The sequence below is a fragment of the Pseudomonas sp. AN3A02 genome, assembly GCF_011765255.1.
Taxonomy (GTDB): domain Bacteria; phylum Pseudomonadota; class Gammaproteobacteria; order Pseudomonadales; family Pseudomonadaceae; genus Aquipseudomonas.
The window spans coordinates 414,783-440,776 of sequence record NZ_JAARNI010000001.1; the positions used below are offsets into that span (position 1 = coordinate 414,783).

Below are 25,994 nucleotides of genomic sequence, written 5' to 3' on the forward strand. Positions count from 1 at the left end.
CTCACTGTGGCTAGCGGTTGAACCGCTCGACCAGGGCGCGCAACCCGGAAGAGATGCTTTCGAGTTCCCTGCCACGGGTGACTGCAGCGTTGGCATTGCCCGCTGTCTTTTGCACCGTGGCGGCGACGTTATTGATCTGTTGTGAAACTTCCTCGGCGACGTGGGATTGTTCCTGGGAGGCGGCAGCCATTTGCTGACTCATGTCGGTAATCCGTTCCACCGCGTGGCGAATACCCTGCAGCGCCTGCTGCGCCTCAAGCACCTGCTGCACGCCCTGCTCGGCTTCGTGAATGCCCAGGCTTGCGATCTCGACCGCCTCATCGGCGCCGGCCCGCAGGTTCTGGATGATGCCCTGGATCTGCTGGGTCGACTCGCGGGTCTTGCCCGCCAATGCGCGCACCTCGTCGGCCACCACGGCAAAACCGCGGCCCTGCTCACCGGCGCGGGCCGCTTCAATGGCCGCGTTGAGCGCCAACAGGTTGGTCTGGTCGGCGATCGCCTGGATCATGCTCGCGGCCACCTGGATTTGCTGGGTCTGCCCGGCGAGGTTGCCCACCGCCTGGTTGATCTGGGTGACGGTGCCGGCCAGCAACTGGATCGCCTCGCGCGACGTGCCGGCCACCTGGCTGCCCTGCTCGGCGAGGGTGTTGGCGGTGTGGGCTTCGCTGGCGGTTTGCTGCACGTGCACCGCCACTTCGGCGATGGACGCGGCCATCTCGGTCATGGCGGCGGCAGTCATGTCGGTCTCGGCACGCTGTTCCAACAGCGCCGACTCGGTGGTGCTCGACAGCACGCTGGAATGGGCGGCCGCTTCGGCCATCTGGTTGGCCAGATCGCTGAGGCGCGTAAGCGCAGTCTTAAGTCGTGCCTCTTCGCTGATCAGGATCATTTCCAACTGCGCGGTCGGCCCCAGCGCATCGCTGTAGGTCATGGCGCTGATAGGGTCGGAAAAGGCGTTAGGCGTGTTCTGCACAATCCGCTTGAGCTGTAGTCCCAAGCGTTGATGGGCCCAGATGCCTACACCGAGAAACAGGCCAACGGTCACCGCCTGACCCCACACACCCGGAACCCATTGAAAGGCGGCGACGCTGGCGGCGGCGGCCACCAATGGCAGAGCCAGGGCCTGGGCCATGGATGCCAGGCGCCGCACTGGCGCGACCGCCGCACCACCGGCCTGCAAGCGCGCGTAAAGCGCTTCGGCGCGCCGTACCTGTTCGCGGGTGGGCTTGACCCGCACCGACTCGTATCCGGTCAGCCGCCCGTCTTCGAGGATCGGCGTCACATAGGCGCTGACCCAGTAGTAGTTGCCGTTCTTGCAGCGGTTCTTCACCACGCCCATCCAGCTCTGCCCGGCCTTGAGGTAGCTCCACATCAGTTGGAATACGGCGGGCGGCATGTCCGGGTGGCGCACCAGGTTATGGGTGCTGCCGATCAGCTCGGCCTGGGTAAAACCGCTCATGGCGGCAAACTCGGCGTTGCAGTAGGTAATGTGGCTGTTGACGTCAGTCGCGGAAATTAGCCGTTGCTGCTCCCCAAAAGTCTGTTCAACAGCAGTGACCGGCAAGTTGAGACGCACGTTAAAGCTCCATGGACAGCATTCGATCGCTCTCTGGACTACCGGGTAGGCAGGACAGGCGGATTCGTATTTCCAGTCGGGCTGCGCCGTCGATCGGCTGGTTGGCCGCAAACGGGCGCAAACCCACGATTTTGCACAGCAATTCATCATCCATTCAGAGATGATCAACTAGGCTTGATTTCGGGTATCCAGCACGTGAGGCGCAATGAAGCGTGGCACTGACGAGCGACGTTTCAGTCCCTGCCAAGCGTCCGTTTTATGGGCACATTTATGAGAGTAAGGAGAAAGCAATGATTTCCTGTTTCATAAACCTGCCTTCTGAAACGAGACCACCAAATACTTGTCCTAGATGCCGATTCTACGAATTACATCACATTTTGCAAGAAAAGGTGATGGTATATGCGGTTGTCTATTTTTAAGATTTATCGTTAAGTTCTTGATTCTAAATGGGAATTGAGCGATGCACATTTCAAGTTTGGGTCCGGCCATCAGACGTTACCGCAAGGTCGCAGGGCTTACTCAGGCTGAACTAGGTGAAAAAACCGGTTTTGACCCTAAAACCATCAGCCGCTTCGAAACCGGCACCTATACACCCAGCGTCGAGGCTCTGTTCTTGTTCGCAGAGGCGCTGGGAGTGAAGCTGAAAGTCTTTTTCGCAGACCTGGTCGACGAAGAGGAACAGCGCGCTTATCTGTTCGGTGTCATTCATAAAGCCACCCCGAAGGATCTGGGAAAGCTGATCGCAGCGGTAGACCAGGCCTTGTCCAAGCCTTAGAGCTCGCAACACCAGTGCACGCAATAAAAAGAGCAGACAGCGAGACTGTCTGCTCTTTGCTTGATGACTCCTGACATGAACTGACAGGACAGCCCCTTAGACTAGGGACTGAGCCGCAGCATTGCTGCGCACTATCAGGGAGTCATCATGAATAGCCTTGCCCATTACTTTTTGTTGTACGTCGACAGCCCGGCCACCAGCGCCAACCTCTATAGCCGCCTGCTGGACAATGCACCTGTAGAGCTGGGGCCGACCTTCGCACTGTTCATCCTCGACAACGGGGTAAAACTCGGCCTGTGGTCGCGCCATACCGTGGAACCGGCGGCCCAGGCCACAGTCGGCGGTGGCGAGGTGGGATTCTGCGTCGCTGATATAGCAGCGGTCGATGAACTGCACGCGCGCTGGGTGCAACTGGGGTTGAGCATCATCCAGTCACCGGTCGAGGCGGATTTCGGCTACACCTTTGTCGCCCAGGACCCCGACGGTCACCGCCTGCGGGTGTTCACCGTGAACCCGTAACGGCTTGCGGCGCCAGCGCCCTTCCAGGCTGATGGCGCCGACACTGGCCAGCACAATCAGGCCACCCAGCACCACGCGCATCGAAACCTGCTCGCCCAGCAGCGAGGCGGCCATCACCATCGCCACCGGCGGCACCAGGTACAACGCCACGGAAGCACGGCTGACTTCGGCATGCCGCAACACATAGGCCCAGGCCAGGTACGCCAGGGCGCTGGGAAACACGCCGAGCAACAACACCGCCCAGTTGGCTTGGGCTGATGACTGCGCCACCACTGCCGGTAAATCCGGCAAATACACACACAGCAGCAAGGTGCCCGACCACACGGTGTAGCACACCGTGGTCAGCGGGCTGTAGCGCCGGGAATAGTGTTTCTGGATCGTGAAATAAAGGCTCCACGACAGCGCCGCCACCAGGATCATCAAGCCACGGGGGTCAATCTCCCCCAGGCCATGCTCACCCCAGATCACCACCAGTACCCCGCTCAAACCCAGCAACACGCAACCCCAGCGCCAGCCGGTGACCCGCTCCTTCAAGCCAAAAAACGCCACCAGCACTGTAAACAGCGGAACGGACTGCGCCAGCACACTGGACGCCGCAGCCGTGACAAATTGCTGGCCGAAATTGATGGTGAGGTGGTGCAGGAAAATCCCGAAGAACCCCAGCACCAGCAGCCACGGCAGGTCCCGCAGCCGTGGCCGCTCGATCTTCCCGACCAATGCCACGCCGGCCATCAACACCGAAGCAATCAGAAACCGCCCCAAGGCCAGTTGGCCCGGGCTGTAACTGTGCAAGGCCATGTGCACGCCAATCGGCGAATATGCCCAACAGAGGATGACGCTGGCAGTGACTAGCGTAAGCTTTACGGGTGAGGGGGCATTCATGAACGGCGTCCAGCAGTGGGAATGCCGTCAGTCTTGGCCCCGGCACGGCGCAGGACAATTAACCGTTTCTGACTTCTGTAATCACTGGAACTGAGCGATGGAACTGGCCCAACTGAAAATGGTGAAAGCCGTGGCGCAAACCGGCAGCGTGGCCCAGGCCGCCCTGCAACTGCACTGCGTGCCGTCCAACATCACCACGCGCATCAAGCAGCTGGAAAGCGAGTTGGGCACCCCGCTGTTCATTCGTGCCGGGCGCGGGTTGGCGATCAGTGCAGCCGGCGAAGTATTTCTCGACTACTGCGAGCGCATCCTGGCGCTGGTGGAAGAGTCCAAGCGCGCCGTCGACAGCAATGCAATTCCACGCGGCAAGCTACGCATCGGCGCGGTGGAGTCGAGTGCCAGTGGCCGCCTGCCGCCGTTGCTGGCTGAATACCATCGGCGCTATCCACAGGTGGAATTGGAATTGGTGACCGGCGCCTGGGCCCAGCTACTGGATGACCTGCAACATCACCGCATCGATGCGGCGCTGGTGGCCGCCGGCGGCAAACGCCCGAAGCTTGAACAAAGCGTGGTCTACAGCGAGCGCCTGGTGCTGATCACCAGCGCCTCCAGCGCGCCTATCGAGGATGCCCGGGACCTGGCCGGCCGTACCTTGCTGGTCTGGCCGCCCGGCTGCCCCTACCGCGCCGCCCTGGAAAACTGGCTCAAGCCCCACGACATCAAGCCGGCCATTGCCAGCTACGCCAGTTGGGGCACGATCATTGGCTGCGTCAGCGCGGGGATTGGCGTGGCGCTGGCGCCGGAAGGCATCCTGGCGCGCTACGAGCAGGCCAACCAATTGACGTCCTACCGCTTCGACGAATTGGCGGCGGTGGATAACCTGCTGTTCTGGCACAAAGACACCCAACGCCACCTGGCACGGGACGCCTTTGCGGGACTGCTGCGGGAGACATTCAGCTAACCCGTTACAGCATGTTTCAGTTATCCTCCCGCGAAATTAATTCAAATTGTAAGGGACTACCATGAATTACTTCCGCCTGTTGCTGGCGGCGGCCGCCCTGAGCGTGCCCGTCGCGCCCGCCTTTGCTGCCGCCAAGCCTGCCCCCGTTGAAGCCGCTGCACCCGCCGAAGCGCCCGAAACCGCCGAACACTTTCTCGGCTCCCTGAAGCAGAAGACCGGCACCGTCACGCTGCCGGGCGGCATTGCGACCCTCAAGCTCAACGACGAGTTCTACTACCTCGACCCCACAGACACCGAGCGCCTGCTGACCGATGGCTGGGGCAACCCGCCAGGCTTCAAGACCCTGGGCATGATCGTGCCAAAAGCCGTCAGCCCATTGTCAGAGCGCGGATGGGGCGTGATCGTCAGCTACAAGGCCGACGGGCACATTTCTGACGAAGACGCTGCGAAAATCGACTACACCGAACTGCTCAAGCAAATGCAGGAAGAAGACGTCGAAGACAACAAAGAACGCCAGAAACAAGGCTACGCAGGCCTGCACCTGCTGGGCTGGGCCGAGCCGCCGCACTACGACGACACCACCCACAAGATGTACTGGGCCCGCGAACTGAAAGCCGACGACGCCAAGCAAACCACCCTCAACTACAGCATCCGCGTGCTGGGCCGTGAAGGCGTGCTGGAACTCAACGCCGTCGCCGCCATGGCCGACCTGGCCACCATCAAGCAGGAGTTACCCAAGGTCCTGGCCTTTACCAACTTCACTGATGGCAACCTGTACACCGACTTCAACCCGAAGACCGACAAACTCGCGACCTACGGCCTTGCCGCACTGGTTGCTGGCGGTATCGCGGCCAAGGCCGGGCTGTTTGCCAAGATCGGCATCTTCCTGCTGGCGGCGAAGAAATTCCTGGTGATCGGCGTCGTGGCGCTGTTCGCCGTTATCCGCAAGCTGTTCAACCGCAACAAGGCCTGAATACTGAGAGAAGCAAGGCGGGACGCGGAGCGCCCCAGGCTGCATTCCCTCGCAGAGCGAGGGAACGATCAAAAAAGTCGCGGCGTGCCTGGCACACCGCGGCGCGGGGAACAGCCTCAGCTTTTTGCCGGGGTCAGCCTGGCGTACTGGTCCTGGCTGATCCAGCCCTTGGAAGAGCGGCCTTCGCCATTGGTGAACTCGACCTGGGCCCAGCCATCCTTGAACGCCAGCACCGCGACCACATCGTCCTTGACCACATAGGCACGATGACTGGCCTTGGCGTCCGGCGTCTTCTGCAGGAAGGCCTTGTCGGCTGAAACGGTCACCAGGCCAATCCACTTCTTGGCAGCCGTCTGGGTCAGGTCCAGGCCGGTGGCGATTTCGGGCATCAGCACGCTGATGCAACCGGGATGTTCGCGGCCCTTCTCCACCGTCAGCGTCACACCGTCCGAGGAAGCCGCAACGGTTCCCGGGTAAGTCGCATCCAGCCACGTGGACACCGACGCCTTCGCACCGTCGACCTTGCCCTGCAGGAAGAACGTGCACGTGCGGGTCACGCCCTCGCCCATCTCTTCAGCATAAAAACCTTCCACCTGATGCTCAGGCGTCACGGCCAGCATCAGCCCTTCATACTTGCCCGAGTGCAGCGCAGCGGCAAACGCCGGCGTTCCCGCAGCAACACACACGAAAGAGGCAACCAGCAATCGGGACAGGCAACGTTTGAACGGCATTCTATTTTTTCCCTTCAAGTGCTTCGTAGGCTTTTTTGATTCGATGGTCATAGTCGCCATAATCCTTGCCGTTATAGTTCAGCGCCATGGCGGCGTAATCCTTGTTCTTCATGGCCTTGACCAGGGCCGGGCTCTGACCGCAAAAACCGAGGAAGCCCTTGAGTTGATGCCCGGCATTAATCTTCATGGCCACGACAAACTCAAACACCGTTTTATAACCACATGCCGTGAAGTTGGACCCCATTATCTGAAACATACCCCAGGAGGCCGACTTCAAGGCCGCTTCCTGATCCAGCGCAAAGGCCGTGGCCATGGTTTCCCAGGCCTTGGTCTGGTCCTTGTTATTGGCCTTCCACTGGGGGCCGGCTTTTTTCACGTAGGGGTACGACAACAGCGGGTGGGTCTGATCGTATTTATGGTTGGTGTACTTGCGAAAGTGGTGCCCTTCAAAAGCGATCACCGGCAACTTGGCCGGCCCGAACCCGGAGCGCCCGCCCGACTCCACCGTGGCGAAGGCCTTGATGATATTGACCGAAATCCCGCTGCCCAACTGCGTGGCGGCGTTCTGGAAGTCCGTGTCCGTGAGCGTCGTGCCCCCGTCGCACGTGGCCTGGAGCATCATCTGCCGGTTGCGCCGCTCGGCCTCGATCATCGCCCGCATGCGATCCAGGTAATGGTTGACCGTGGCCTGGACCATATCCGAACTGGTGTTGCCGAACACATTCAGGAAGGTCGGAATACGCAGGGCCGGATTTGGCTTGACCGCCACCTTCACCGCCTCTTCGATCAGGCTATTGAAGGTGCGCCCGGTGGGGTCGATAACCCCGTCGGGATGGGCGTACTTGAGGTAGCGAAACTGATACTGGCTGATGCACTGCACCAACTGGCCGTCGCACTTGCCATTTTCGGCCAGGGGGAAACTCAACTTGGGAATGATCAAGTTGAACAAATACTGGATGCACTGAACGTCGGCGGGCAAGTTGCGGGCTTTGCCGGGGGCACCGACGGAAGCGCTGATGAGCGTGGGCAACCCTTGCAGGCTTTTCATGACCGACATCCTTGTTAGTTAGGGTGAATGAGCAATAAAGCGCCATCACTTTAATATCATCCATGTGCCGTCAACATATTTTGAAATATGTGACTGGCGCAAACTAGCAAGGTGGTTTTGGGTTGTCCAGAGTGGAAGCTTGAAGTTGTGAAAGAGCCCTCACAGTCTTTTGCCGGTAACGATTGCTTTCGGGCTTGTGAGCACTGAGCTGAAGGACGAACAGCAGAAATCGCTTCGCAGATGACGATTGCCAGCGAAGGGTTTCATAAAGGTATTTTTTTGAATCAAGGAGGGTGGCGTTATGGAGGCAACCCCACCAGCCACACCCCGGCACACAATGTTCCCGCTGTGGCTGCTGCCTTCCGGCTCTGACCAGGTTCACGGGTAATCGTTGCGGGGGGACCGATGGGATCACCATAACGACGCTCGCCTCTCGGCAAGCCGCGCCATTGTACCGATCTCATCGGAAGTTACAACCGTTCGCGCGGGATTAAAATATCTGATGGTTCAAGTACTTGCCTGCAGGAGTGAGTGTGCCCGCGAAGAACCCAAAGACACTGCGTTCATTCAGGATAGGCGCGTTATCGTTGACGACCTTCGCGAGCAAGCTTGCTCCTACAAAAGCACGACCTCATCTGCCCTGCCGCCCTCTTGCTGGATCACCAGGTGAATGAAGTGCAGCTTGGCAATCACCGCCGGCGGCAGGACGAACGGATAGAAATCCGGCTGGCCCATGCTGCGGGACAGTTCGTTGAGCATGCCGGCCAGTTCGATCCATGCGTTGACGAATGACAGGAACGCCGTGCCACCGGGATGTTCAGGGTCGTAGAGGGTGCTCAGGGGGAATGGTTGATAGTCCAGGTCCATCTCCCGGGCACTCATGCCGAAACCCAGCGCGGTGTCGACGGCGTCCATCATGTGCAGGTAATGCGCCCAGGTTTCCGCCCAGTCTTCCCACGGGTGCATGGTGGCGTAGGCGCTGACGCAGGTTTGCTGCCAGTCCGCGCGCGGGCCGTTCTGATAGTGCTGCTCGAGGGCGTCGGCGTAGCTGGCGCGCTCGTCGCCGAACAGGCTGCGGAACGGCTCCAGCCAGTGGCTGTTGGCGATCAGGCGGTCCCAGTAGTAATGGCCGACCTCATGACGGAAATGACCGAGCAAGGTGCGGTAAGGCTCGCGCATCTGTACGCGGATCTGCTCGCGATGAGCGTCGTCGGCTTCTTTGATATCGAGGGTGATCAGGCCGTTGGCATGGCCGGTGGTAGGTGCGTTGCCTTCCAGGTCGATGCCGACGAAATCAAACGCAAGGCCGGTGTCTTCATCGGCCGTCTTGGGAATGACCTGCAAGCCCAGGCTGATGAGTTGCGCCACGAGGCGGCGCTTGGCGGTTTCGACCTTGCGCCAGCGTTCGGGGTTTTCAGGGATCGACAGGTCGGGAATGGTGCGGTTCAGGCTGCACGCCACGCACAAGGTCTGGCCGTTGTCGGCGGGCAGCAGCCAATTGCAGGCGGCTGGCGTCTCGAGGTTGGCGCAGCGGCGAAATGCGCCCGCTTCAGGGTCGGCGTCCAGCAGCCAGGTATCGGCATATGGGCCGGGCTGCAGGGATGACAGGCGACTCTGCTCCGGCTGATAGCCCAGCAGCGCCGAACAGGCCAGGCACTGGCTGTTGCGAAAGAACAGGGACTGCCCGCAACGGCACTGCCAAACCTTGCTGTTGCGCGAGGTCTCGGCCATGAACGGTGCGGCAATGCGCGAACTGAGTTGTTCGAAGAAGCGGTACATGGCGATCTCTCCCTGGGCTGCCCAAGACTAGATCATGGTTACGAGCTGATCGTTCCAGTTTTTTATTGGCAGCCTATTACTTGTGGCGAGGGGGCTTGTCCCCTCGCCACAACAAGCCCGCTCATCACAAAAAGTATCAGGCCGTGATGTTGTGCTTGGCCAAAAACGCCACAAACGCCTCTTCATCCAGCACTTTCAAGCCCAGCTCACTGGCCTTCGCCAGCTTCGACCCGGCACCTGGCCCGGCCACCACGCAGTGGGTTTTCGCCGACACCGAACCCGCCACCTTGGCGCCAAGGCTTTCGAGTTTTTCCTTCGCGACATCCCGGCTCATCAGTTCCAGGGAGCCGGTAAGCACCCAGGTGTGACCCGCCTCGGGCAAACCTTCGACGACCTTCTTCTCGCTCTGCCAGTGCATGCCGAAGTCCTTGAGCTGTTGCTCGATGGCCAGCGCACGATTGGCGTTTTCTTCGATGTCAAAGAAATCCCGGACAGCCTTGGCCTGCTTCTCCGGCAACGCCTGGCGCATGTCGAGCCAGTCGGCCTTGATCACGCCTTCGAGGGAGCCAAACTTGTCGGCCAGTTTCTGCGCGGCGCCCGGCCCTACGGACGGTACGTGCAGCTTGTCGAGCAAGCCGCCCAACGTGGTGCTGGCCGCGAACTCGGCGCTCAGGTCGCCCTGCTCCTGCACTTCCAGCCCGCACTCGTCCTTGGAGATCAAGGCACCGATCACGTCCTGGTTATGACTGTCTTCAAAGAAGCTGTGAATCTCGTGGGCCACTTCCAGGCCAACGTCCGGCAAGTACGTCAGCACTTCCGGCAAGGCCTGCTGCACGCGCTCCAGGGACGCCAGCGAGCGTGCCAGCACCTTGGCCGTCTCCTCGCCTACATCGGGAATGCCGAGGGCATAGATGAACCGTGCGAGGGTCGGCGTCTTGCTGTTTTCGATGGCGGTGATCAGCTTCTTGCTGGAGACGTCGGCGAAACCTTCCAGGTCGATGATCTGATCGTACTTGAGCTTGTAGAGGTCAGCCGGCGAGCCGATCAGTTTCTCATCCACCAGTTGCTCGATGGTCTTGTCGCCCAGGCCATCGATGTCCATGGCGCGGCGCGAAACGAAATGAATGATCGCCTGCTTGAGCTGCGCACCACAGGCCAGGCGCCCGACGCAGCGGTATACCGCGCCTTCGCTGACGGTTTCCTTGCCCTTGCTGCGCTTGACCAGTTGCGTGCGCTCAACGTGAGAACCACACACCGGGCAGCTCTCGGGGATTTGCACCGCGCGGGCGTTTTCCGGGCGACGCTCGGTGACCACCGACACCACCTGGGGAATCACGTCACCGGCACGGCGGATGATCACGGTGTCGCCGATCATCAGGCCCAGGCGCGCCACTTCGTCCATGTTGTGCAAGGTGGCATTGGACACGGTCACACCCGCGACCTTGACCGGTTTCAAGCGTGCCACGGGCGTCACAGCGCCGGTACGACCCACCTGGAATTCAACGTCCAGCAGTTCGGTCAGTTCTTCCATCGCCGGGAATTTATGGGCGATTGCCCAACGTGGTTCGCGAGCACGGAAGCCCAGTTCACGTTGGTAGGCAATGCTATTGACCTTGAACACCACGCCGTCAATTTCATAGGGCAAGGCATTCCGTCGCTCACCGATATCGCGGTAGTAGTTGAGGCAATCCTGAATCCCCTTGGCCAGTTTCAACTCATGGCTGATGGGCATGCCCCACTTCTTCAGCTGTTGCAGGTTGCCGATATGGGTGTCGCTGATATCCGTGGTCACGCCGTAGCAGCAGAACTCCAGCGGGCGGCTGGCGGTAATCTTCGAATCCAACTGACGCAGGCTGCCCGCCGCCGCGTTGCGCGGGTTGGCGAAGGTCTTGCCGCCAACTTCCAGTTGCGTGGCGTTCAGCCGCTCGAAGCCAGCCTTGGACATGAACACTTCGCCGCGCACTTCGAGGGTCGCCGGCCAGCCGGTGCCTTGGAGTTTCAAAGGAATATTGCGCACGGTGCGCACGTTGACGCTGATGTCTTCGCCGGTGGTGCCGTCGCCGCGGGTGGCGCCACGCACCAGTTCACCGTCCTGATACAGCAGGCTGACCGCCAGGCCATCAAGCTTCGGCTCGCAGCTGTATTCCACCGCCGCGCCGCCGCCAAACAGGTCGCCCACCGGCAGATCGAGGCCTTCGGTAACCCGGCGATCGAATTCAAGCATGGTGCTTTCATCGAAGGCATTGCCCAGGCTGAGCATCGGGATTTCGTGACGCACCTGAGTGAACGCCGACAACGCCGCACTGCCGACCCGCTGCGTCGGTGAATCACGGGTTACCAGGTCCGGGTGCTCGGCTTCCAGGGCCTTGAGCTCGTGGAACAACCGGTCGTACTCAGCGTCCGGGATGCTCGGTTCGTCGAGGACGTGGTAACGGTAGTTGTGCTGATCCAGTTCAGCGCGCAGTTCGAGGATGCGGGTGTGGGCGGCGGTCATGGGTGTTCTCTCATAAAGCAAAAGAGCAGCCGAAGCTGCTCAATATGTTAGTGCATGGATTCTACAGGCAACGCGTAAGCTTGGACCTTAGCGCTTCTGTGTCAGGGCGCGACGCTCGAACTCGACGATGCGCTGACGGTAGTGCTCGATGGTCTGGGCGGTCAGGACGCTACGCTGGTCGTCCTTGAGTTCGCCGTTGAGTTCCTGGGACAGCTTGCGGGCTGCAGCCACCATCACGTCGAACGCTTGTTTCGGGTGACGCGGGCCTGGCAAACCAAGGAAGAAGCTCACTGCCGGGGTGCTGAAATGGTCGATGTCGTCCAGATCGAAGATGCCCGGCTTGACCGCGTTGGCCATGGAGAACAGGACTTCACCGTTGCCGGCCATACTTTCGTGGCGGTGGAAAATATCCATCTCGCCGAAACGCAGGCCGCTTTCCAGAATATTTTGCAGCAGGGCCGGGCCTTTGAAGCCGGCGGCGTCGCGGCAGATCACGCTGATCACCAGCACCTCTTCGGCAGCCGGTTGATCCTTGACGGATTCTTTATGGGCACTCTTGGTCGGGGACTCATCCGGGAAGTCATCATCACGGCTGCTGAAGCTCGGGCCTTCTTCCAGGTCCAGGTTCAGGTCGCCCTGCGATGGCTCGCTGGCCGCGCTGCGCTTGCCGCGCTTGGGCTCGCGGGCTTCACGCACCGGTGCGCTCATCGACGGCAGGTCGTGCTCGTCCAGTTGCGGCTCTTTATGGTTATCCAGGACACGTGGAGGCCCCAGCAGCTCGGCGCTGCCGTCGTCGTCCGGCAAATTGGACAGGTTGCGGTCCAGGCGAAACTTCAACTTGCCCTTGCCGCCGCGCATCCGACGCCAGCCATCAAAAAGAATACCGGCAATGACAATAATGCCGATGACGATCAGCCACTCGCGCAGACCGATTTCCATGTAATCCCGTGCCTCTAATAAAAAATGCTGAAAAATAAGGGGTTTAGCACCGTGCAAACCGCTTTAAAACGTGGCGCCAACTCTATGTTCTGAATGACGTTTTGCCCACGCATACGAAAATTTGACATTAAACTAGCACGACCAAAGATAACTTTACACCGTCTGTCAAAATGCCTTGAACAAATATGTCCATTTGCCACTTTTCCCAGACCGGTAAATCACCCTACATCGCGCTGGAAATCTTCCTACGAAGTGCGCCTCAGGATTCCACCAGCGCCATCGCCTCTTCGACATCCACCGCCACCAATCGCGAACAGCCCGGCTCGTGCATCGTCACGCCCATCAACTGATCGGCCATTTCCATGGCGATCTTGTTGTGGGTGATATAGATGAACTGCACGGTCTGGGACATCTCTTTAACCAGTCGCGCATACCGTCCAACGTTAGCGTCATCCAGCGGGGCGTCAACTTCGTCGAGCATGCAGAACGGTGCCGGGTTCAACTTGAAGATCGCAAATACCAGGGCCAATGCGGTCAGTGCCTTCTCGCCACCGGACAACAAATGGATGGTGCTGTTCTTCTTGCCCGGAGGCCGCGCCATGATCGTTACCCCTGTATCGAGTAGATCTTCGCCCGTCAGTTCCAAGTAAGCGCTGCCACCACCGAAAACTTTCGGGAATAACGCCTGTAAACCGCCATTAATCTGATCAAAGGTATCTTTGAAGCGATTACGGGTTTCCTTGTCGATCTTGCGGATCACGTTTTCCAGGGTGTCCAACGCTTCCACCAGGTCGGCGTTCTGCGCGTCCAGATAACGTTTGCGCTCGGACTGCTGCTGGTACTCGTCGATGGCCGCGAGGTTGATCGCGCCGAGTCGTTGAATGCGTGCAGCAATCCGCTCAAGTTCTTCTTCGGCTTCTTTCTCGTTGGCCTGGGCGGTCAGGGTATTGAGCACGCCGTGCAAGTCGTAGCCGTCTTCCAGCAACTGGTCTTGCAGGGTCTTGCGGCGAACCGTCAGGGCCTGCCATTCCATGCGCTGTTGTTCGAGCTGGCCACGGATCAGTTGCGATTGCTGTTCGGCCTGGGTCCGACGCTTTTCGGCGTCGCGCAGTTCACGGTCGGCGTCTTCCAGGGCGATTTGTGCAGTCTTGAGTTCTTCGTCGACGGTCATGCGCTTGTCGAGCAACTCTTCAAGCTTCAGGCGCAGCTCTTCCAGCGGGGCTTCGCCCTCCTCCAGGTTGAGGCTCAGTTGCTCGCGCTTTTCGGTCAGGCGTTCGGACTGCATTTCCAGACGCTCGAGGGCCTGACGTGTGGAGTCGTGTTGCGCCCGCAGGGAGCCGAGGCGCACGGCCAGTTGATGGGCGTGGTCCTTGTGCTGGCGGGCTTCCTGACGCACCCGGTCGAGGCGTTCACGCAAGCTGTCGCGCTGGGCCAGCAGCAACTCGCGCTGCTCGGTGTCCAGGGCCATGCTGTCGAGGGCTTCCTGCAGTTGCAGGCGCGCTTCGCCGACTTGTTCGTGTTCGAGGGCGCGCTGCTCGCCCATCTCGGCCACTTCTTCATCGAGCCGGGTGCGGCGCAAGGTCAGTTGTTCGACCTTGGCCTTGCTCGCCGAGAGCTGGGCTTTCAATTCGCCTTGCTGGCGCGCTTCGTCCTGCAACAGCCGGCGCAGGTGTTCGCGGCCGGTCTCTTGCTGACGCTGGGTGGCGCGCAGGGTTTGCAGCTGGTTTTCCAGGGATTCGAGTGTGGCTTCGCGCTCTTCGCGCTCGGCGGTCAGGTTGACGATTTCCTGGCCACGGGCCAGAACGCCGCTTTCCGCTTCGCTGGCGCGACGCACTCGCAAAAAGTGCCGGCCGACCCAAAAACCGTCACGGCTGATCAGGCTTTGCCCGGCCGCCAATTGGCCGCGTTGGGCCAGAGCCTGCTCGAGGCTGTCCACCGGCTTGACCTGGCCGAGCCACGGCGACAAATCAATCGACGCCTCGACCTTGTCCAGCAAGCTGCCCGGTACGCGTGTGCCGTCTGCCGCGGGGCTAAGCAATCGCAGATCGCCCTGGGTAAACCCCGCCAGGTCGAAACCGCCAAAATCATCCACCAACACGGCTTGCAGGTCGGCACCAAGCACGGTTTCCACCGCCAGTTCCCAACCGGCTTCAACCTTCAAGCCTTCGGCCAGGCGCGGGCGCTCGGCCAGGTGTTGATCGCGCAGCCATTCGGCCGTGCCGGTGCCCGGGTCGAGCGCCGCTTGCTGCAAAGCTTCCAGGGAGGCCAATCGACCGTTAAGCCGCTGCAAATCACCCTGGGCGGTTTGTTGTGCCTGGGTCGCCTGTTGCAGTTGCTGACGCAATTGCTCCAGGCGTTCCACTTGTTGTTCTTCGCTGGCTTCCAGCTCTTCCAGCGTCATTTCGCTTTCGGCGAGTTTCTCGCTCAGCTCGAGGATCGCCGCGTCTTCCGGGTCGGCCGCGAGCAACACGCGCTCTTCCACCAAACGCCGCTGACGTTCGGCCAGGCGCTCCATGCTGGTTTCCAGTTGCTGGATGCGCGACTGCTGCACCTCAGCCTGACGGCGCGGCTCGGCGGATTGCAGGTTGAAGGTGTCCCACTGCTCCTGCCAGGCGTGCATGGTGGTTTCGGATTCTTCCAGGGCCGCAGCGGCTTCCTCGGCGGCAGCGCTGGTGACTTCCTGCTCGGGAGTGAGCATGTCCAGCTCTTCCCCGAGGGTCAGCAGCAAGGTGCGGTCGTGGCCCAGGTGAGATTCGGTTTCCAGGCGCGCGCGTTCGGCCTCCTTCAGGTCGTCCTGCAACTGGCGCAAGCGTTGCTGGCCGTGCTGGATGCTCTGCTCGACCCGGGCGATGTCACCGCCCACCGAATAGAAGCGCCCCTGCACCAGATTGAAGCGCTCGGACAGGTCATGGTGACCGTCCCGCAGGCGCTCGATGCTGGCGTCGGCATTGCGCTGCTCGGCCACCAAGGCTTCGAAGCTGATTTCCTGGGTGCCGATGATCGCTTCGCGCTGGCCCACCTGGTCGTTCAACGCCTGCCAGCGCAGGGCTGACAGTTGCGCCTTGAGCTGACGCTCCTCGCCCTTGTATTCCTGATACTTCTCGGCCGCCTGGGCCTGGCGGTGCAGGCGCTCCAACTGGCGCTCCAGTTCGTCACGCAGGTCAGTCAGCCGGGCGAGGTTTTCATGGGTACGACGGATACGGTTTTCGGTCTCGCGGCGGCGCTCCTTGTACTTGGAGATGCCGGCTGCTTCTTCGATAAAGTTACGCAGGTCCTCGGGCTTGGCTTCGATCAGCTTGGAGATCATGCCCTGCTCGATGATCGAGTAGCTGCGCGGGCCCAGGCCGGTGCCGAGGAAGATGTCGGTAATGTCCCGGCGGCGGCACTTGGTGCCGTTGAGGAAGTAGCTGTTCTGGCTGTCGCGGGTCACTTTGCGGCGGATGGAAATTTCCGCATAGGCCGCGTACTCGCCCACCAGGGTGCCGTCGGAGTTGTCGAACACCAGCTCGATACTGGCCTGGCTCACCGGCTTGCGGCTGGTGGAGCCGTTGAAGATGACGTCGGTCATCGACTCGCCACGCAGGTTTTTCGCGGAGCTCTCGCCCATCACCCAGCGTACGGCGTCGATAATGTTCGACTTGCCGCAGCCATTGGGCCCGACCACCGCCGCCATGTTACTGGGGAAGTTCACCGTGGTCGGATCGACGAAGGATTTGAACCCCGCCAGTTTGATGCACTTGAGCCGCACGCTTAGGCTTCCGCCAACGCAGCAATGACCAGCGAGCAACTGCGCTCGCCGTAGGCCGAGAGTACTTCGCGAATCTGTGGCAGGTCACGGGCCAGCACGGCGGCGAGCAATTGCTCGAACAGCACCAGGTACTCGCTCATGGACGCCTTGCGTTGATCCAGCGCCAGGTAATAGGCGCGGTTCATCGCCGGCTGCAGGTTCTCGACGGTTTCCTGCAAATACGGGTTGTTGGCGAACGGATACGCAGCGCGCATCACATTGAAGCTTTCCTCGACGAAGGCACGAATGTCCTGACGTTCGAAGCTGGCGACCAGGCGCTGCTGGATCTGCACGAACGGCGCCATGTCGGCCTGGGTCTGCCAGCCGGCGGCGACGGCGTTGCCCAGCAAGATATACAGCTCGCCCATCAGCGTGCACAGGCTCTGCACCTTGTGGGCAGTCAGCTCGGTGACATGGGCGCCACGGCGCGGCAGGATCGCGATCAGGTGCCGACGCTCAAGGATCAGCAAGGCTTCGCGCACGGAACCACGGCTGACATTAAGCGCCAGTGTGACCTTCTGCTCCTGGATCCGCTCCCCAGGCTTGAGGTCGCCGCGAATGATACGTTCGGCGAGGTGGTGAGCGATTTGCTCGGCAAGACTATCCGGCGCCTTGAACGTCATGTTTTCCCTTCAAAATCTTCTATCGGTACAAGCGCGGCAGTGTAGCGCACTTGCCGGTTGATGGCGTACGGCCCACAAGCACGAATTTGGCATGAAATAAGCAGCCGTTAAAGTCCAGAAGCCCCCAAAAACGGCGGTTCCAGAGAACTGGACCATAATTAAGGATGTTGAAATCGCACTTTCTTGACCCTTAGGTCAGAAAATCGTTGACCGAAAAGTCAGACATGACTAGATTCGGCGCAAAGCGGTTAACAACAATAATGAGTCTGCGAGGCCTTCCGTGATCCAGTTTTTACTAAACCAGGAACTCCGTAGTGAGCACGCCCTGGACCCGAACCTGACAGTGCTCAACTATTTGCGTGAGCACCTGGGCAAATCCGGCACCAAGGAAGGCTGCGCCAGCGGCGACTGTGGCGCCTGCACCGTGGTGGTCGGCGAGCTGCACACCGACGATCAAGGCGCGGAGCAGATTCGCTATCGCAGCCTCAACTCGTGCCTGACCTTTGTCTCGTCCCTGCACGGCAAACAACTGATCAGCGTCGAAGACCTCAAGCACCAGGGCCAACTCCACAGCGTGCAACAAGCCATGGTGGAGTGCCACGGTTCGCAATGCGGCTTCTGCACCCCGGGCTTTGTGATGTCGCTGTTCGCCCTGCAAAAAAACAGTGATGCACCCGACAGCCAGAAAGCCCATGAAGCCCTGGCCGGCAACCTCTGTCGCTGCACCGGTTATCGCCCGATTCTCGCCGCCGCCGAACAGGCCTGCTGCAACAAGCCCCAGGACCAGTTCGACAGTCGCCAGGCCGAAACCATCGCCCGCCTGAAATCCATCGCGCCGACTCAAACCGGCGAGTTGAACAGCGGCGACAAACGCTGCCTGGTGCCGTTGACCGTCGCCGACCTGGCCGACCTTTACGACGCTTACCCACAAGCCCGGCTGTTGGCTGGCGGCACCGACCTGGCGCTGGAAGTCACGCAGTTCCACCGCACGCTGCCGGTGATGATCTACGTCGGCAATATCGAAGAAATGAAGCGCATCGAAAGCTTCGACGACCGCCTGGAAATCGGCGCCGCCACTTCCCTCTCCGACTGCTACACCGCACTCAACAACGAATACCCGGACTTCGGCGAATTGCTTCACCGCTTCGCCTCGTTGCAGATCCGCAACCAGGGCACCCTGGGCGGCAATATCGGCAACGCGTCGCCCATCGGTGATTCGCCTCCACTGCTGATCGCTCTCGGTGCGCAGATCGTACTGTGCAAAGGCAACACTCGCCGCACCCTGGCGCTGGAAGACTACTTCATCGACTACCGTGTCACTGCCCGCCAGGACAGCGAATTCATCGAAAAAATCATCGTGCCCAAAGGCGTGCCGCTGTTCCGTGCCTACAAGGTTTCCAAGCGTCTGGACGATGACATTTCCGCCGTCTGCGCCGCCTTCAACCTGAAGCTTGATAACGGCGTGATCGCCGATGCCCGCGTGGCGTTCGGTGGCATGGCTGCCACCCCAAAACGTGCGAAAAGCTGCGAAGCTGCGCTGAACGGCGCCACCTGGAATTCCGCCACCGTGGAAAAAGCCTGCGCCGCGCTGGCCGAAGATTTCACCCCGCTGTCGGACTTCCGCGCCAGCAAGGAATACCGCCTGCTCAGCGCACAAAACCTGCTGCGCAAATACTTCATCGAACTGCAAACGCCGCACATCGAGACTCGGGTGACCGCTTATGTCTAACCATCATGCCGTGGAAAAATCCCAGGCCGAACTCGCCGAACTGTTCGCCAAGGACCTGACCAGCGGAGTCGGTCGCAGCGTCAAGCACGACAGCGCCGCCAAGCACGTCTCGGGCGAGGCGCAGTACATCGATGACCGCCTCGAGTTTCCGAACCAGTTGCACCTGTACGCACGCATGTCGGACCGCGCCCACGCGAAGATCATCAGCATCGACGCTGCGCCCTGCTACGCCTTTGAAGGCGTGCGCATCGTCATCACCCACGAAGACGTGCCGGGCCTGAAAGACATCGGCCCGTTGATGCCCGGCGACCCGTTGCTGGCCATCGACACCGTGCAGTTCGTCGGCCAGGTAGTGCTGGCCGTTGCCGCCCGCGACCTGGAAACCGCACGCAAAGCCGCGATGGCTGCCGTGATCGAATACGAAGACCTCGAGCCGGTGCTGGACGTGGTCGAGGCGTTTCGCAAAAAGCATTTTGTGCTGGACAGCCACACCCACCAACGCGGTGATTCGGCGGGCGCGCTGGCGACGGCAAAAAATCGCATCCAGGGCACCCTGCACATCGGCGGCCAGGAACACTTCTACCTGGAAACCCAGATCTCCTCGGTAATGCCCACCGAAGACGGCGGCATGATCGTCTACTGCTCCACGCAAAACCCCACCGAAGTACAGAAGCTGGTGGCCGAAGTACTCGACGTATCGATGAACAAAATCGTGGTCGACATGCGCCGCATGGGCGGTGGTTTTGGCGGCAAGGAAACCCAGGCCGCCAGCCCGGCATGCCTGTGTGCGGTGGTCGCGCGCCTCACCGGCCAGCCGACCAAAATGCGCCTGCCGCGCGTGGAAGACATGCTGATGACCGGCAAGCGCCACCCGTTCTATATCGAGTACGACGTGGGCTTCGACGACACCGGCCGCCTGCACGGTATCAATCTGGAACTGGCGGGCAACTGCGGTTGCTCACCGGACCTGTCGAACTCGATTGTCGACCGTGCGATGTTCCACTCCGACAACTCGTATTACCTGGGCGACGCCACGGTCAACGGCCACCGCTGCAAGACCAACACCGCGTCCAACACGGCTTATCGTGGCTTCGGCGGCCCCCAAGGCATGGTCGCCATCGAGGAAGTGATGGACGCGATTGCCCGGCATCTGGCCCTCGACCCGCTGGCCGTGCGCAAGGCCAACTACTACGGCAAGACCGAGCGCAACGTCACCCACTACTACCAGACCGTCGAGCACAACATGCTCGAAGAGATGACCGCCGAACTGGAACAAAGCAGCCAGTATTTCGAGCGCCGCGAAGCGATCCGTCGCTACAACGCCAACAGCCCGATCCTGAAAAAAGGCCTGGCGCTGACGCCGGTGAAATTCGGGATTTCCTTCACCGCCAGCTTCCTCAACCAGGCCGGTGCGCTGATCCACATCTACACCGACGGCAGCATCCACCTGAACCACGGCGGCACCGAAATGGGCCAGGGATTGAACATCAAGGTCGCGCAGGTGGTGGCCGAGATCTTCCAGGTAGAAATCGACCGCGTACAGATCACCGCCACCAACACCGACAAGGTGCCGAACACCTCGCCGACGGCGGCTTCCAGCGGCGCCGACCTGAACGGCAAGGCTGCGCAGAATGCCGCCGAAACCATCAAGCAGCGCCTGGTGGAATTTGCCGCGCGCAAGTATGAAGTCAGCGAGGCCGACGTTGAATTCCACAACGGGCATGTGCGGGTTCGCGATCACATCCTGACGTTTGAAGCGTTGATCCAGCAGGCGTATTTCGCCCAGGTTTCACTGTCGAGCACCGGCTTCTACAAGACCCCGAAAATCTTCTACGACCGCAGCCAGGCGCGTGGCCGGCCGTTCTACTACTTCGCGTTCGGCGCGGCCTGTTGCGAAGTGATCGTCGACACGCTGACCGGCGAATACAAAATGCTGCGCACCGACATCCTGCACGACGTGGGCGCCTCGCTGAACCCGGCCATCGACATCGGCCAGGTCGAAGGCGGCTTCATCCAGGGCATGGGCTGGCTGACCATGGAAGAGCTTGTCTGGAATAACAAAGGCAAGCTGATGACCAACGGCCCGGCCAGCTACAAGATCCCGGCCGTCGCCGACATGCCGCTGGACCTGCGGGTGAAACTGGTGGAAAACCGCAAGAACCCGGAAGACACCGTGTTCCATTCCAAGGCCGTGGGCGAGCCGCCGTTCATGCTCGGCATCGCCTCGTGGTGTGCGATCAAGGATGCCGTGGCGAGCCTGGGTGACTATCGTCATCAGCCGAAGATTGATGCACCGGCGACCCCGGAGCGGGTGTTGTGGGGGTGTGAGCAGATGCGCCAACTGACCGCTGCAAAAGCTGTGGAAACGGAAACCGAGTTGGCTTCGCTCTAGACCGAGGCGCTGCCTTCGCGAGCAAGCCCGCTCCCACATTTGAATGTGTTCACAAATCAAAATGTGGGAGCGGGCTTGCTCGCGAAGGCGGTCGAACTGACAACAGAGATGCTGAGGTAAACATGAACAACTGGATCAGCGCCCTCGCCGACCTGCAGAACCAGGGTGAACCCTGCGTGCTGGTGACCATCATCGAAGAGCTCGGCTCAACGCCGCGCAATGCCGGCTCGAAGATGGTCATCAGTGCCGCCCAGACGTTCGACACCATCGGTGGCGGGCACCTGGAATACAAGGCCATGCAGATCGCCCGGGACATGCTCGTGCGCGGCCAGCAGAACACGCATCTGGAGCGCTTCAGCCTCGGCGCCAGCCTGGGCCAGTGCTGCGGCGGCGTGACGGTGTTGTTGTTTGAACCGATGGGCCAGGTGCAGGCGCAGATCGCCGTGTTCGGCGCCGGCCATGTGGGCCGCGCGCTGGTGCCGTTGCTGGCCAGCCTGCCCTGCCGGGTGCGCTGGATCGATTCCCGGGAACAGGAATTCCCGGAACACATCCCCCAAGGCGTGCGTAAAATCGTCAGCGAAGAGCCGGTGGATGAAATCGACCACTTGCCTGTAGGCAGTTACTGCATTGTCATGACCCACAACCATGCGCTGGACCTGGAACTGACCGCCGCCCTGCTCAAGCGCAATGACTTCACCTACTTCGGCCTGATCGGCTCGAAGACCAAGCGCGTCAAGTTTGAACACCGCCTGCGGGATCGCGGTTTCGACACCGCGCAACTGCAACGCATGCATTGCCCGATGGGGCTGACTGAGGTCAAAGGCAAACTGCCTGTTGAAATCGCCATCTCCATCGCCGGCGAAATCATCGCCACCTATAACGCCAATTTCGGCCAGCACACTGCGAGCGCCGAACCCATTGCCAAACTGCTGCCGGCTTCACGCCGCAGCCAAGCGACTAACTGAGACGACCATGCCTTTGACTCGCAAAGCCTACCGTGCCGCCATTTTGCACAGCATCGCCGACCCTGCCGAAGTAGGGATCGAAGCCTCCTACGAGTATTTCGAAGACGGCCTGCTGGTGATCGACAACGGCCAGATCAGCGCCCTGGGCCACGCCAGCGAATTGCTCGCTACCCTGCCCGCTGACATCGAAGTCACCCATTACCAGGACGCTCTGATCACCCCCGGCCTGATCGACACTCACATTCACCTGCCGCAAACCGGCATGGTCGGTGCCTATGGCGAGCAGTTGCTGGACTGGCTCAATACCTACACCTTCCCGTGTGAAAGCCAGTTCGCCGACAAGGCCCACGCTGAAGAAGTCGCGGACATTTTCATCAAGGAACTGCTGCGCAACGGCACCACCACCGCCCTGGTATTCGGCAGTGTGCACCCGCAGTCAGTGAACTCGTTTTTTGAAGCGGCCGAGAAGCTCGACCTGCGGATGATCGCCGGCAAGGTGATGATGGACCGCAACGCGCCGGACTATCTGACCGACACCGCCGAGTCCGGCTACCAGGAAAGCAAGGCGCTGATCGAGCGCTGGCACGGCAAGGGCCGTTTGCACTACGCGGTCACGCCACGTTTCGCACCGACCAGTACGCCTGAACAACTGACCCTCGCCGGGCAGCTGCTGGGGGAATACCCGGACCTGTACATGCAGACCCACATCAGTGAAAACCTGCAGGAAGTGGAGTGGGTGAAAGAACTGTTCCCGGAGCGCAAGGGCTACCTGGACGTGTACGACCATTACAAACTGCTGGGTGAGCGCTCGGTGTTCGCCCACGGTGTGCACCTGTGCGATGACGAGTGCGCGCGGTTGGCGGAAGCCGGGTCGGCAGTCGCATTCTGCCCGACGTCGAACTTCTTCCTGGGCAGCGGGTTGTTCAACCTGCCAATGGCTGAGAAGCACAAGTTGAATGTGGGCCTGGGTACGGATGTCGGTGGCGGCACCAGCTTCTCGCTGCTGCAAACCTTGAACGAAGCGTACAAAGTGATGCAGTTGCAAGGCGCGCGCTTGAGTCCGTTCAAGTCACTGTACCTCGCGACCCTGGGCGGTGCGCGGGCATTGCGATTGGAAGACAAGATCGGCACATTGCAGCCGGGCACTGACGCGGACTTTTTGGTGCTGGATTACAACGCCACCCCGCTGCTCAGCTATCGCCTGAAGCAGGCCAATAACATTGCCGAGACGTTGTTTGTGTTGATGACGCTGGGGGATGACCGGGCGGTGTTGCAGACGTATGCGGCGGGGCAATTGGTGCACCAACGCTAAACGGTCCAGAAACAAAAATCCCCGGTTCATTGAACCGGGGATTTTTTTGCGCCCTTCTCTGTAGGAGCGAGCTTGCTCGCGAAGGTCGTTAACAATAACGCTGGCATCCTGGATGAACACGGCGCCTATGCGGTTTTCGCGAGCAAGCTCGCTCCTACAGTGGAGTCGATCACATCACAACTTTACAGACGAGCGCCCCGACTTCTTGGTCTGCAACAAATGCGAGAACACCGCATGCAGGTCATCCGAAGCGCTCTCCTCATCGAGGTTGAGCTTGCTGTCGATGTGATCCATGTGATGCATCATCAGGTTCACCGCCAGACCCGCATCCCGCGCTTCGATCGCGTCGATCAACTGGGTGTGCTCATCGTAGGAACAGTGGGAGCGGTTGCCGCTTTCGTACTGGGCGATGATCAACGAGGTCTGGGACACCAGGCTGCGCTGGAAGCTGATCAGCGGCGCATTCTTCGCCGCCTCAGCCAGTTTCAGGTGGAATTCGCCAGAAAGCCGGATGCCCGCACCGCGATCACCCCGGGAAAAGCTGTCGCGCTCGTCGTTGACCATCTGCCGCAGCTCGGCCAGTTGCTCGGCCGTGGCATGCTGTACCGCCAATTCAGTGATCGCTCGCTCCACCAGACGCCGGGCGAGGAACACCTGACGTGCTTCCTCGACACTCGGGCTGGCCACTACCGCGCCGCGATTGGGCCGCAGCAGTACCACGCCTTCATGGGCCAGGCGCGACAGAGCGCGGCGGATGATGGTGCGGCTGACGCCAAAGATTTCGCCCAGCGCTTCTTCACTCAATTTGGTACCGGGCGCCAGGCGTTGTTCGAGGATCGCCTCGAAGATATGCGCGTAGACGATATCGTCCTGGGTTCCACTGCGACCGGCCTTACCGGCTCGCGGTTGTTTCTTGAGGGGCTGCAACTGTTCGTTCATGGGCACTCGGGTCGGGAGAACGGCGGCGAATTGACGTTGACTGTAATACGGCACAGAGGGTCGCTGGCAAGTATCGCGTAAAATCAGCGCACATTGTACACAACCCACTGCGCCAACACACTGTACGGCTGTTTGCGGCGCCGGCTGTATTGCAATGAATCGTTACGTTTGAGTTTAGGCTTGATTCCACGCTTTCTCCTTTGTAGGAGCGAGCTTGCTCGCGAAAAACGTATAAGCACCGCATTCATTCAGGATGCCAGCGTCATCGTTAACGACCTTCGCGAGCAAGCTCGCTCCTACAAAAACAACCCGGTAAAAGGAACACCGCCCCATGTCAGACGTCTCCCCAGCGCGATTACGCCCACTGGCCGACACTTCGCCTTCGGCCATCGTCGCCGGTTTCATCGCCATGATGACCGGCTACACCAGTTCCCTGGTGCTGATGTTTCAAGCTGGCCAAGCCGCCGGCCTGACCACGGCGCAAATTTCCTCGTGGATCTGGGCGATTTCCATCGGCATGGCGGTGTGCAGCATTGGCCTGTCCCTGCGCTATCGCACGCCGATTACCATTGCCTGGTCTACCCCGGGCGCGGCGTTGTTGATCACCAGCCTGGGCGGTGTGAGTTACGGCGAAGCCATCGGCGCCTACATCACCTGTGCGGTGCTGGTGACGATCTGCGGGTTGACCGGCAGCTTCGAAAAACTCGTCAAGCGCATCCCGGCTTCCCTGGCGGCAGCCTTGCTGGCGGGGATTCTGTTCAAGATCGGCAGCGAGATTTTCGTCGCCGCGCAGCACCGCACCGGTCTGGTACTGGGGATGTTCTTCACTTACCTGGTCATCAAGCGCCTGTCGCCGCGTTATGCCGTGCTCGCGGCATTGCTGATCGGCACGGCGCTGTCCGGGCTGATGGGGCTGCTGGATTTCAGCGGTTTCCACCTTGAAGTGGCAACGCCGGTGTGGACCACACCGCACTTCTCCCTGGCCGCGACCATCAGCATCGGCATCCCGCTGTTCGTGGTGGCCATGACCTCGCAAAACATGCCCGGGGTCGCCGTGCTGCGGGCCGATGGCTATAACGTGCCGGCTTCACCCCTGATCACCACCACCGGCCTGGCCTCACTGGTGCTGGCGCCGTTTGGCTCCCATGGCATCAACCTGGCGGCCATCAGCGCGGCGATCTGCACCGGGCCCCATGCCCACGAAGATCGTAACAAGCGCTATACCGCCGCAGTCTGGTGCGGGATTTTCTACGGGATTGCCGGGGTGTTTGGCGCGACATTGGCGGCGTTGTTCGCTGCGTTGCCCAAGGAGTTGGTGCTGTCGATTGCGGCACTGGCGTTGTTTGGCTCGATCATCAATGGCCTGAGTATCGCCATGAATGAGCCGAAGGAACGCGAAGCAGCGTTGATCACCTTTATGGTCACAGCGTCGGGGTTGACGTTGTTTTCCATCGGTTCGGCGTTCTGGGGGATTGTCGCGGGGGTGTTGACGCTGGTGATTCTGAACTGGCGCAAGGCCTGACTCTTTAGACCCAGTAACGAAAAAGCGACCCGGGCGGGTCGCTTTTTC

The 25,994-nt window shown here is 60.6% G+C and carries 19 protein-coding genes and 1 other RNA gene; 9 read left to right on the top strand and 11 right to left on the bottom strand.

Annotated elements, in window-relative coordinates:
* Positions 1–10: 10 nt before the first annotated feature.
* Positions 11–1,576, bottom strand: coding sequence for a PAS domain-containing methyl-accepting chemotaxis protein (locus HBJ59_RS02025; protein WP_076017205.1), 1,566 nt, complete (start codon positions 1,574–1,576; stop codon positions 11–13).
* A gap of 460 nt (positions 1,577–2,036) precedes the next feature.
* On the opposite strand from HBJ59_RS02025, the gene HBJ59_RS02030 reads away from it, so the two are divergent.
* Both HBJ59_RS02030 and HBJ59_RS02035 read left to right on the top strand, forming a co-directional pair.
* Complete coding sequence (locus HBJ59_RS02030) at positions 2,037–2,351, top strand: helix-turn-helix domain-containing protein (protein ID WP_003219061.1); 315 nt, start codon at positions 2,037–2,039, stop codon at positions 2,349–2,351.
* Between the two features lie 147 nt (positions 2,352–2,498).
* Complete coding sequence (locus HBJ59_RS02035; RefSeq protein ID WP_076017204.1) at positions 2,499–2,870, top strand: VOC family protein; 372 nt, start codon at positions 2,499–2,501, stop codon at positions 2,868–2,870.
* Here the strand turns inward: HBJ59_RS02035 and HBJ59_RS02040 are convergent.
* Positions 2,784–3,752 (bottom strand): DMT family transporter, encoded by a 969-nt coding sequence (locus HBJ59_RS02040; protein ID WP_167662638.1) that lies wholly within the window; start codon positions 3,750–3,752, stop codon positions 2,784–2,786. The two genes, HBJ59_RS02035 and HBJ59_RS02040, sit on opposite strands and share 87 nt — an antisense overlap.
* 97 nt (positions 3,753–3,849) lie before the next feature.
* Here HBJ59_RS02040 and HBJ59_RS02045 point away from each other — a divergent pair, with 97 nt between their 5' ends.
* Both HBJ59_RS02045 and HBJ59_RS02050 read left to right on the top strand, forming a co-directional pair.
* Complete coding sequence (locus HBJ59_RS02045) at positions 3,850–4,713, top strand: LysR family transcriptional regulator (protein ID WP_167662639.1); 864 nt, start codon at positions 3,850–3,852, stop codon at positions 4,711–4,713.
* A gap of 61 nt (positions 4,714–4,774) precedes the next feature.
* The gene (locus HBJ59_RS02050; RefSeq protein ID WP_167662640.1) at positions 4,775–5,686 is read left to right on the top strand and encodes a DUF2167 domain-containing protein; all 912 of its coding nucleotides are present in this window, start codon (positions 4,775–4,777) and stop codon (positions 5,684–5,686) included.
* A 116-nt stretch (positions 5,687–5,802) separates the two neighbouring features.
* On the opposite strand, the gene HBJ59_RS02055 is transcribed toward HBJ59_RS02050, so the two are convergent.
* The 8 genes from HBJ59_RS02055 to HBJ59_RS02090 form a co-directional block, all read right to left on the bottom strand.
* Positions 5,803–6,417, bottom strand: coding sequence for a hypothetical protein (locus HBJ59_RS02055; RefSeq protein ID WP_167662641.1), 615 nt, complete (start codon positions 6,415–6,417; stop codon positions 5,803–5,805).
* Position 6,418: 1 nt separating this feature from the next.
* The gene (locus HBJ59_RS02060; RefSeq protein ID WP_167662642.1) at positions 6,419–7,465 is read right to left on the bottom strand and encodes an N-acetylmuramidase family protein; all 1,047 of its coding nucleotides are present in this window, start codon (positions 7,463–7,465) and stop codon (positions 6,419–6,421) included.
* A gap of 311 nt (positions 7,466–7,776) precedes the next feature.
* Positions 7,777–7,873, bottom strand: an RNA gene (gene ffs, locus HBJ59_RS02065) — signal recognition particle sRNA small type.
* Between the two features lie 207 nt (positions 7,874–8,080).
* Entirely contained in the window at positions 8,081–9,244 is a 1,164-nt protein-coding gene (locus tag HBJ59_RS02070) for a putative zinc-binding metallopeptidase (protein ID WP_076017198.1), read from the bottom strand.
* Between the two features lie 136 nt (positions 9,245–9,380).
* Positions 9,381–11,738: an NAD-dependent DNA ligase LigA gene (ligA, locus tag HBJ59_RS02075; RefSeq protein WP_167662643.1), complete on the bottom strand. Its 2,358-nt coding sequence runs from the start codon at positions 11,736–11,738 to the stop codon at positions 9,381–9,383.
* 87 nt (positions 11,739–11,825) lie between these two features.
* Positions 11,826–12,677: a cell division protein ZipA gene (zipA, locus tag HBJ59_RS02080; RefSeq protein WP_076017196.1), complete on the bottom strand. Its 852-nt coding sequence runs from the start codon at positions 12,675–12,677 to the stop codon at positions 11,826–11,828.
* Between the two features lie 259 nt (positions 12,678–12,936).
* Positions 12,937–16,425, bottom strand: a complete 3,489-nt coding sequence (smc, locus tag HBJ59_RS02085; RefSeq protein WP_167662644.1) for a chromosome segregation protein SMC — start codon at positions 16,423–16,425, stop codon at positions 12,937–12,939.
* Between the two features lie 2 nt (positions 16,426–16,427).
* Positions 16,428–17,087, bottom strand: a complete 660-nt coding sequence (locus HBJ59_RS02090; protein ID WP_076017194.1) for a GntR family transcriptional regulator — start codon at positions 17,085–17,087, stop codon at positions 16,428–16,430.
* A 280-nt stretch (positions 17,088–17,367) separates the two neighbouring features.
* Here HBJ59_RS02090 and xdhA point away from each other — a divergent pair, with 280 nt between their 5' ends.
* From xdhA to guaD, 4 genes are all read left to right on the top strand, one after another.
* Positions 17,368–18,816, top strand: coding sequence for a xanthine dehydrogenase small subunit (gene xdhA / locus HBJ59_RS02095; protein WP_167662645.1), 1,449 nt, complete (start codon positions 17,368–17,370; stop codon positions 18,814–18,816).
* Positions 18,809–21,208 carry a xanthine dehydrogenase molybdopterin binding subunit gene (gene xdhB, locus HBJ59_RS02100; protein WP_167662646.1) on the top strand — a complete coding sequence of 800 codons (2,400 nt, stop codon included), beginning with the start codon at positions 18,809–18,811 and terminating at the stop codon, positions 21,206–21,208. Before xdhA ends, xdhB begins: the two co-directional genes overlap by 8 nt.
* A gap of 122 nt (positions 21,209–21,330) precedes the next feature.
* Positions 21,331–22,173 (top strand): xanthine dehydrogenase accessory protein XdhC, encoded by an 843-nt coding sequence (gene xdhC / locus HBJ59_RS02105; protein ID WP_076017191.1) that lies wholly within the window; start codon positions 21,331–21,333, stop codon positions 22,171–22,173.
* A gap of 7 nt (positions 22,174–22,180) precedes the next feature.
* Complete coding sequence (gene guaD, locus HBJ59_RS02110; RefSeq protein ID WP_076017190.1) at positions 22,181–23,485, top strand: guanine deaminase; 1,305 nt, start codon at positions 22,181–22,183, stop codon at positions 23,483–23,485.
* 174 nt (positions 23,486–23,659) lie between these two features.
* On the opposite strand, the gene HBJ59_RS02115 is transcribed toward guaD, so the two are convergent.
* Positions 23,660–24,424 (bottom strand): GntR family transcriptional regulator, encoded by a 765-nt coding sequence (locus HBJ59_RS02115; protein WP_167662647.1) that lies wholly within the window; start codon positions 24,422–24,424, stop codon positions 23,660–23,662.
* A 331-nt stretch (positions 24,425–24,755) separates the two neighbouring features.
* On the opposite strand from HBJ59_RS02115, the gene HBJ59_RS02120 reads away from it, so the two are divergent.
* The gene (locus tag HBJ59_RS02120) at positions 24,756–25,946 is read left to right on the top strand and encodes a benzoate/H(+) symporter BenE family transporter (protein WP_167662648.1); all 1,191 of its coding nucleotides are present in this window, start codon (positions 24,756–24,758) and stop codon (positions 25,944–25,946) included.
* Positions 25,947–25,994: the final 48 nt, after the last annotated feature.

What these genes read in the sequence shown, in the direction of transcription:
- HBJ59_RS02030 (WP_003219061.1), top strand. Translation starts at nt 2,037, where the DNA reads ATGCACATTTCAAGTTTGGGTCCGGCCATCAGACGTTACCGCAAGGTC.
- HBJ59_RS02035 (WP_076017204.1), top strand. Translation starts at nt 2,499, where the DNA reads ATGAATAGCCTTGCCCATTACTTTTTGTTGTACGTCGACAGCCCGGCC.
- HBJ59_RS02040 (WP_167662638.1), bottom strand. Translation starts at nt 3,752, where the DNA reads ATGAATGCCCCCTCACCCGTAAAGCTTACGCTAGTCACTGCCAGCGTC.
- HBJ59_RS02045 (WP_167662639.1), top strand. Translation starts at nt 3,850, where the DNA reads ATGGAACTGGCCCAACTGAAAATGGTGAAAGCCGTGGCGCAAACCGGC.
- HBJ59_RS02050 (WP_167662640.1), top strand. Translation starts at nt 4,775, where the DNA reads ATGAATTACTTCCGCCTGTTGCTGGCGGCGGCCGCCCTGAGCGTGCCC.
- HBJ59_RS02055 (WP_167662641.1), bottom strand. Translation starts at nt 6,417, where the DNA reads ATGCCGTTCAAACGTTGCCTGTCCCGATTGCTGGTTGCCTCTTTCGTG.
- HBJ59_RS02060 (WP_167662642.1), bottom strand. Translation starts at nt 7,465, where the DNA reads ATGAAAAGCCTGCAAGGGTTGCCCACGCTCATCAGCGCTTCCGTCGGT.
- HBJ59_RS02070 (WP_076017198.1), bottom strand. Translation starts at nt 9,244, where the DNA reads ATGTACCGCTTCTTCGAACAACTCAGTTCGCGCATTGCCGCACCGTTC.
- ligA (WP_167662643.1), bottom strand. Translation starts at nt 11,738, where the DNA reads ATGACCGCCGCCCACACCCGCATCCTCGAACTGCGCGCTGAACTGGAT.
- zipA (WP_076017196.1), bottom strand. Translation starts at nt 12,677, where the DNA reads ATGGAAATCGGTCTGCGCGAGTGGCTGATCGTCATCGGCATTATTGTC.
- HBJ59_RS02090 (WP_076017194.1), bottom strand. Translation starts at nt 17,087, where the DNA reads ATGACGTTCAAGGCGCCGGATAGTCTTGCCGAGCAAATCGCTCACCAC.
- xdhB (WP_167662646.1), top strand. Translation starts at nt 18,809, where the DNA reads ATGTCTAACCATCATGCCGTGGAAAAATCCCAGGCCGAACTCGCCGAA.
- xdhC (WP_076017191.1), top strand. Translation starts at nt 21,331, where the DNA reads ATGAACAACTGGATCAGCGCCCTCGCCGACCTGCAGAACCAGGGTGAA.
- guaD (WP_076017190.1), top strand. Translation starts at nt 22,181, where the DNA reads ATGCCTTTGACTCGCAAAGCCTACCGTGCCGCCATTTTGCACAGCATC.
- HBJ59_RS02115 (WP_167662647.1), bottom strand. Translation starts at nt 24,424, where the DNA reads ATGAACGAACAGTTGCAGCCCCTCAAGAAACAACCGCGAGCCGGTAAG.
- HBJ59_RS02120 (WP_167662648.1), top strand. Translation starts at nt 24,756, where the DNA reads ATGTCAGACGTCTCCCCAGCGCGATTACGCCCACTGGCCGACACTTCG.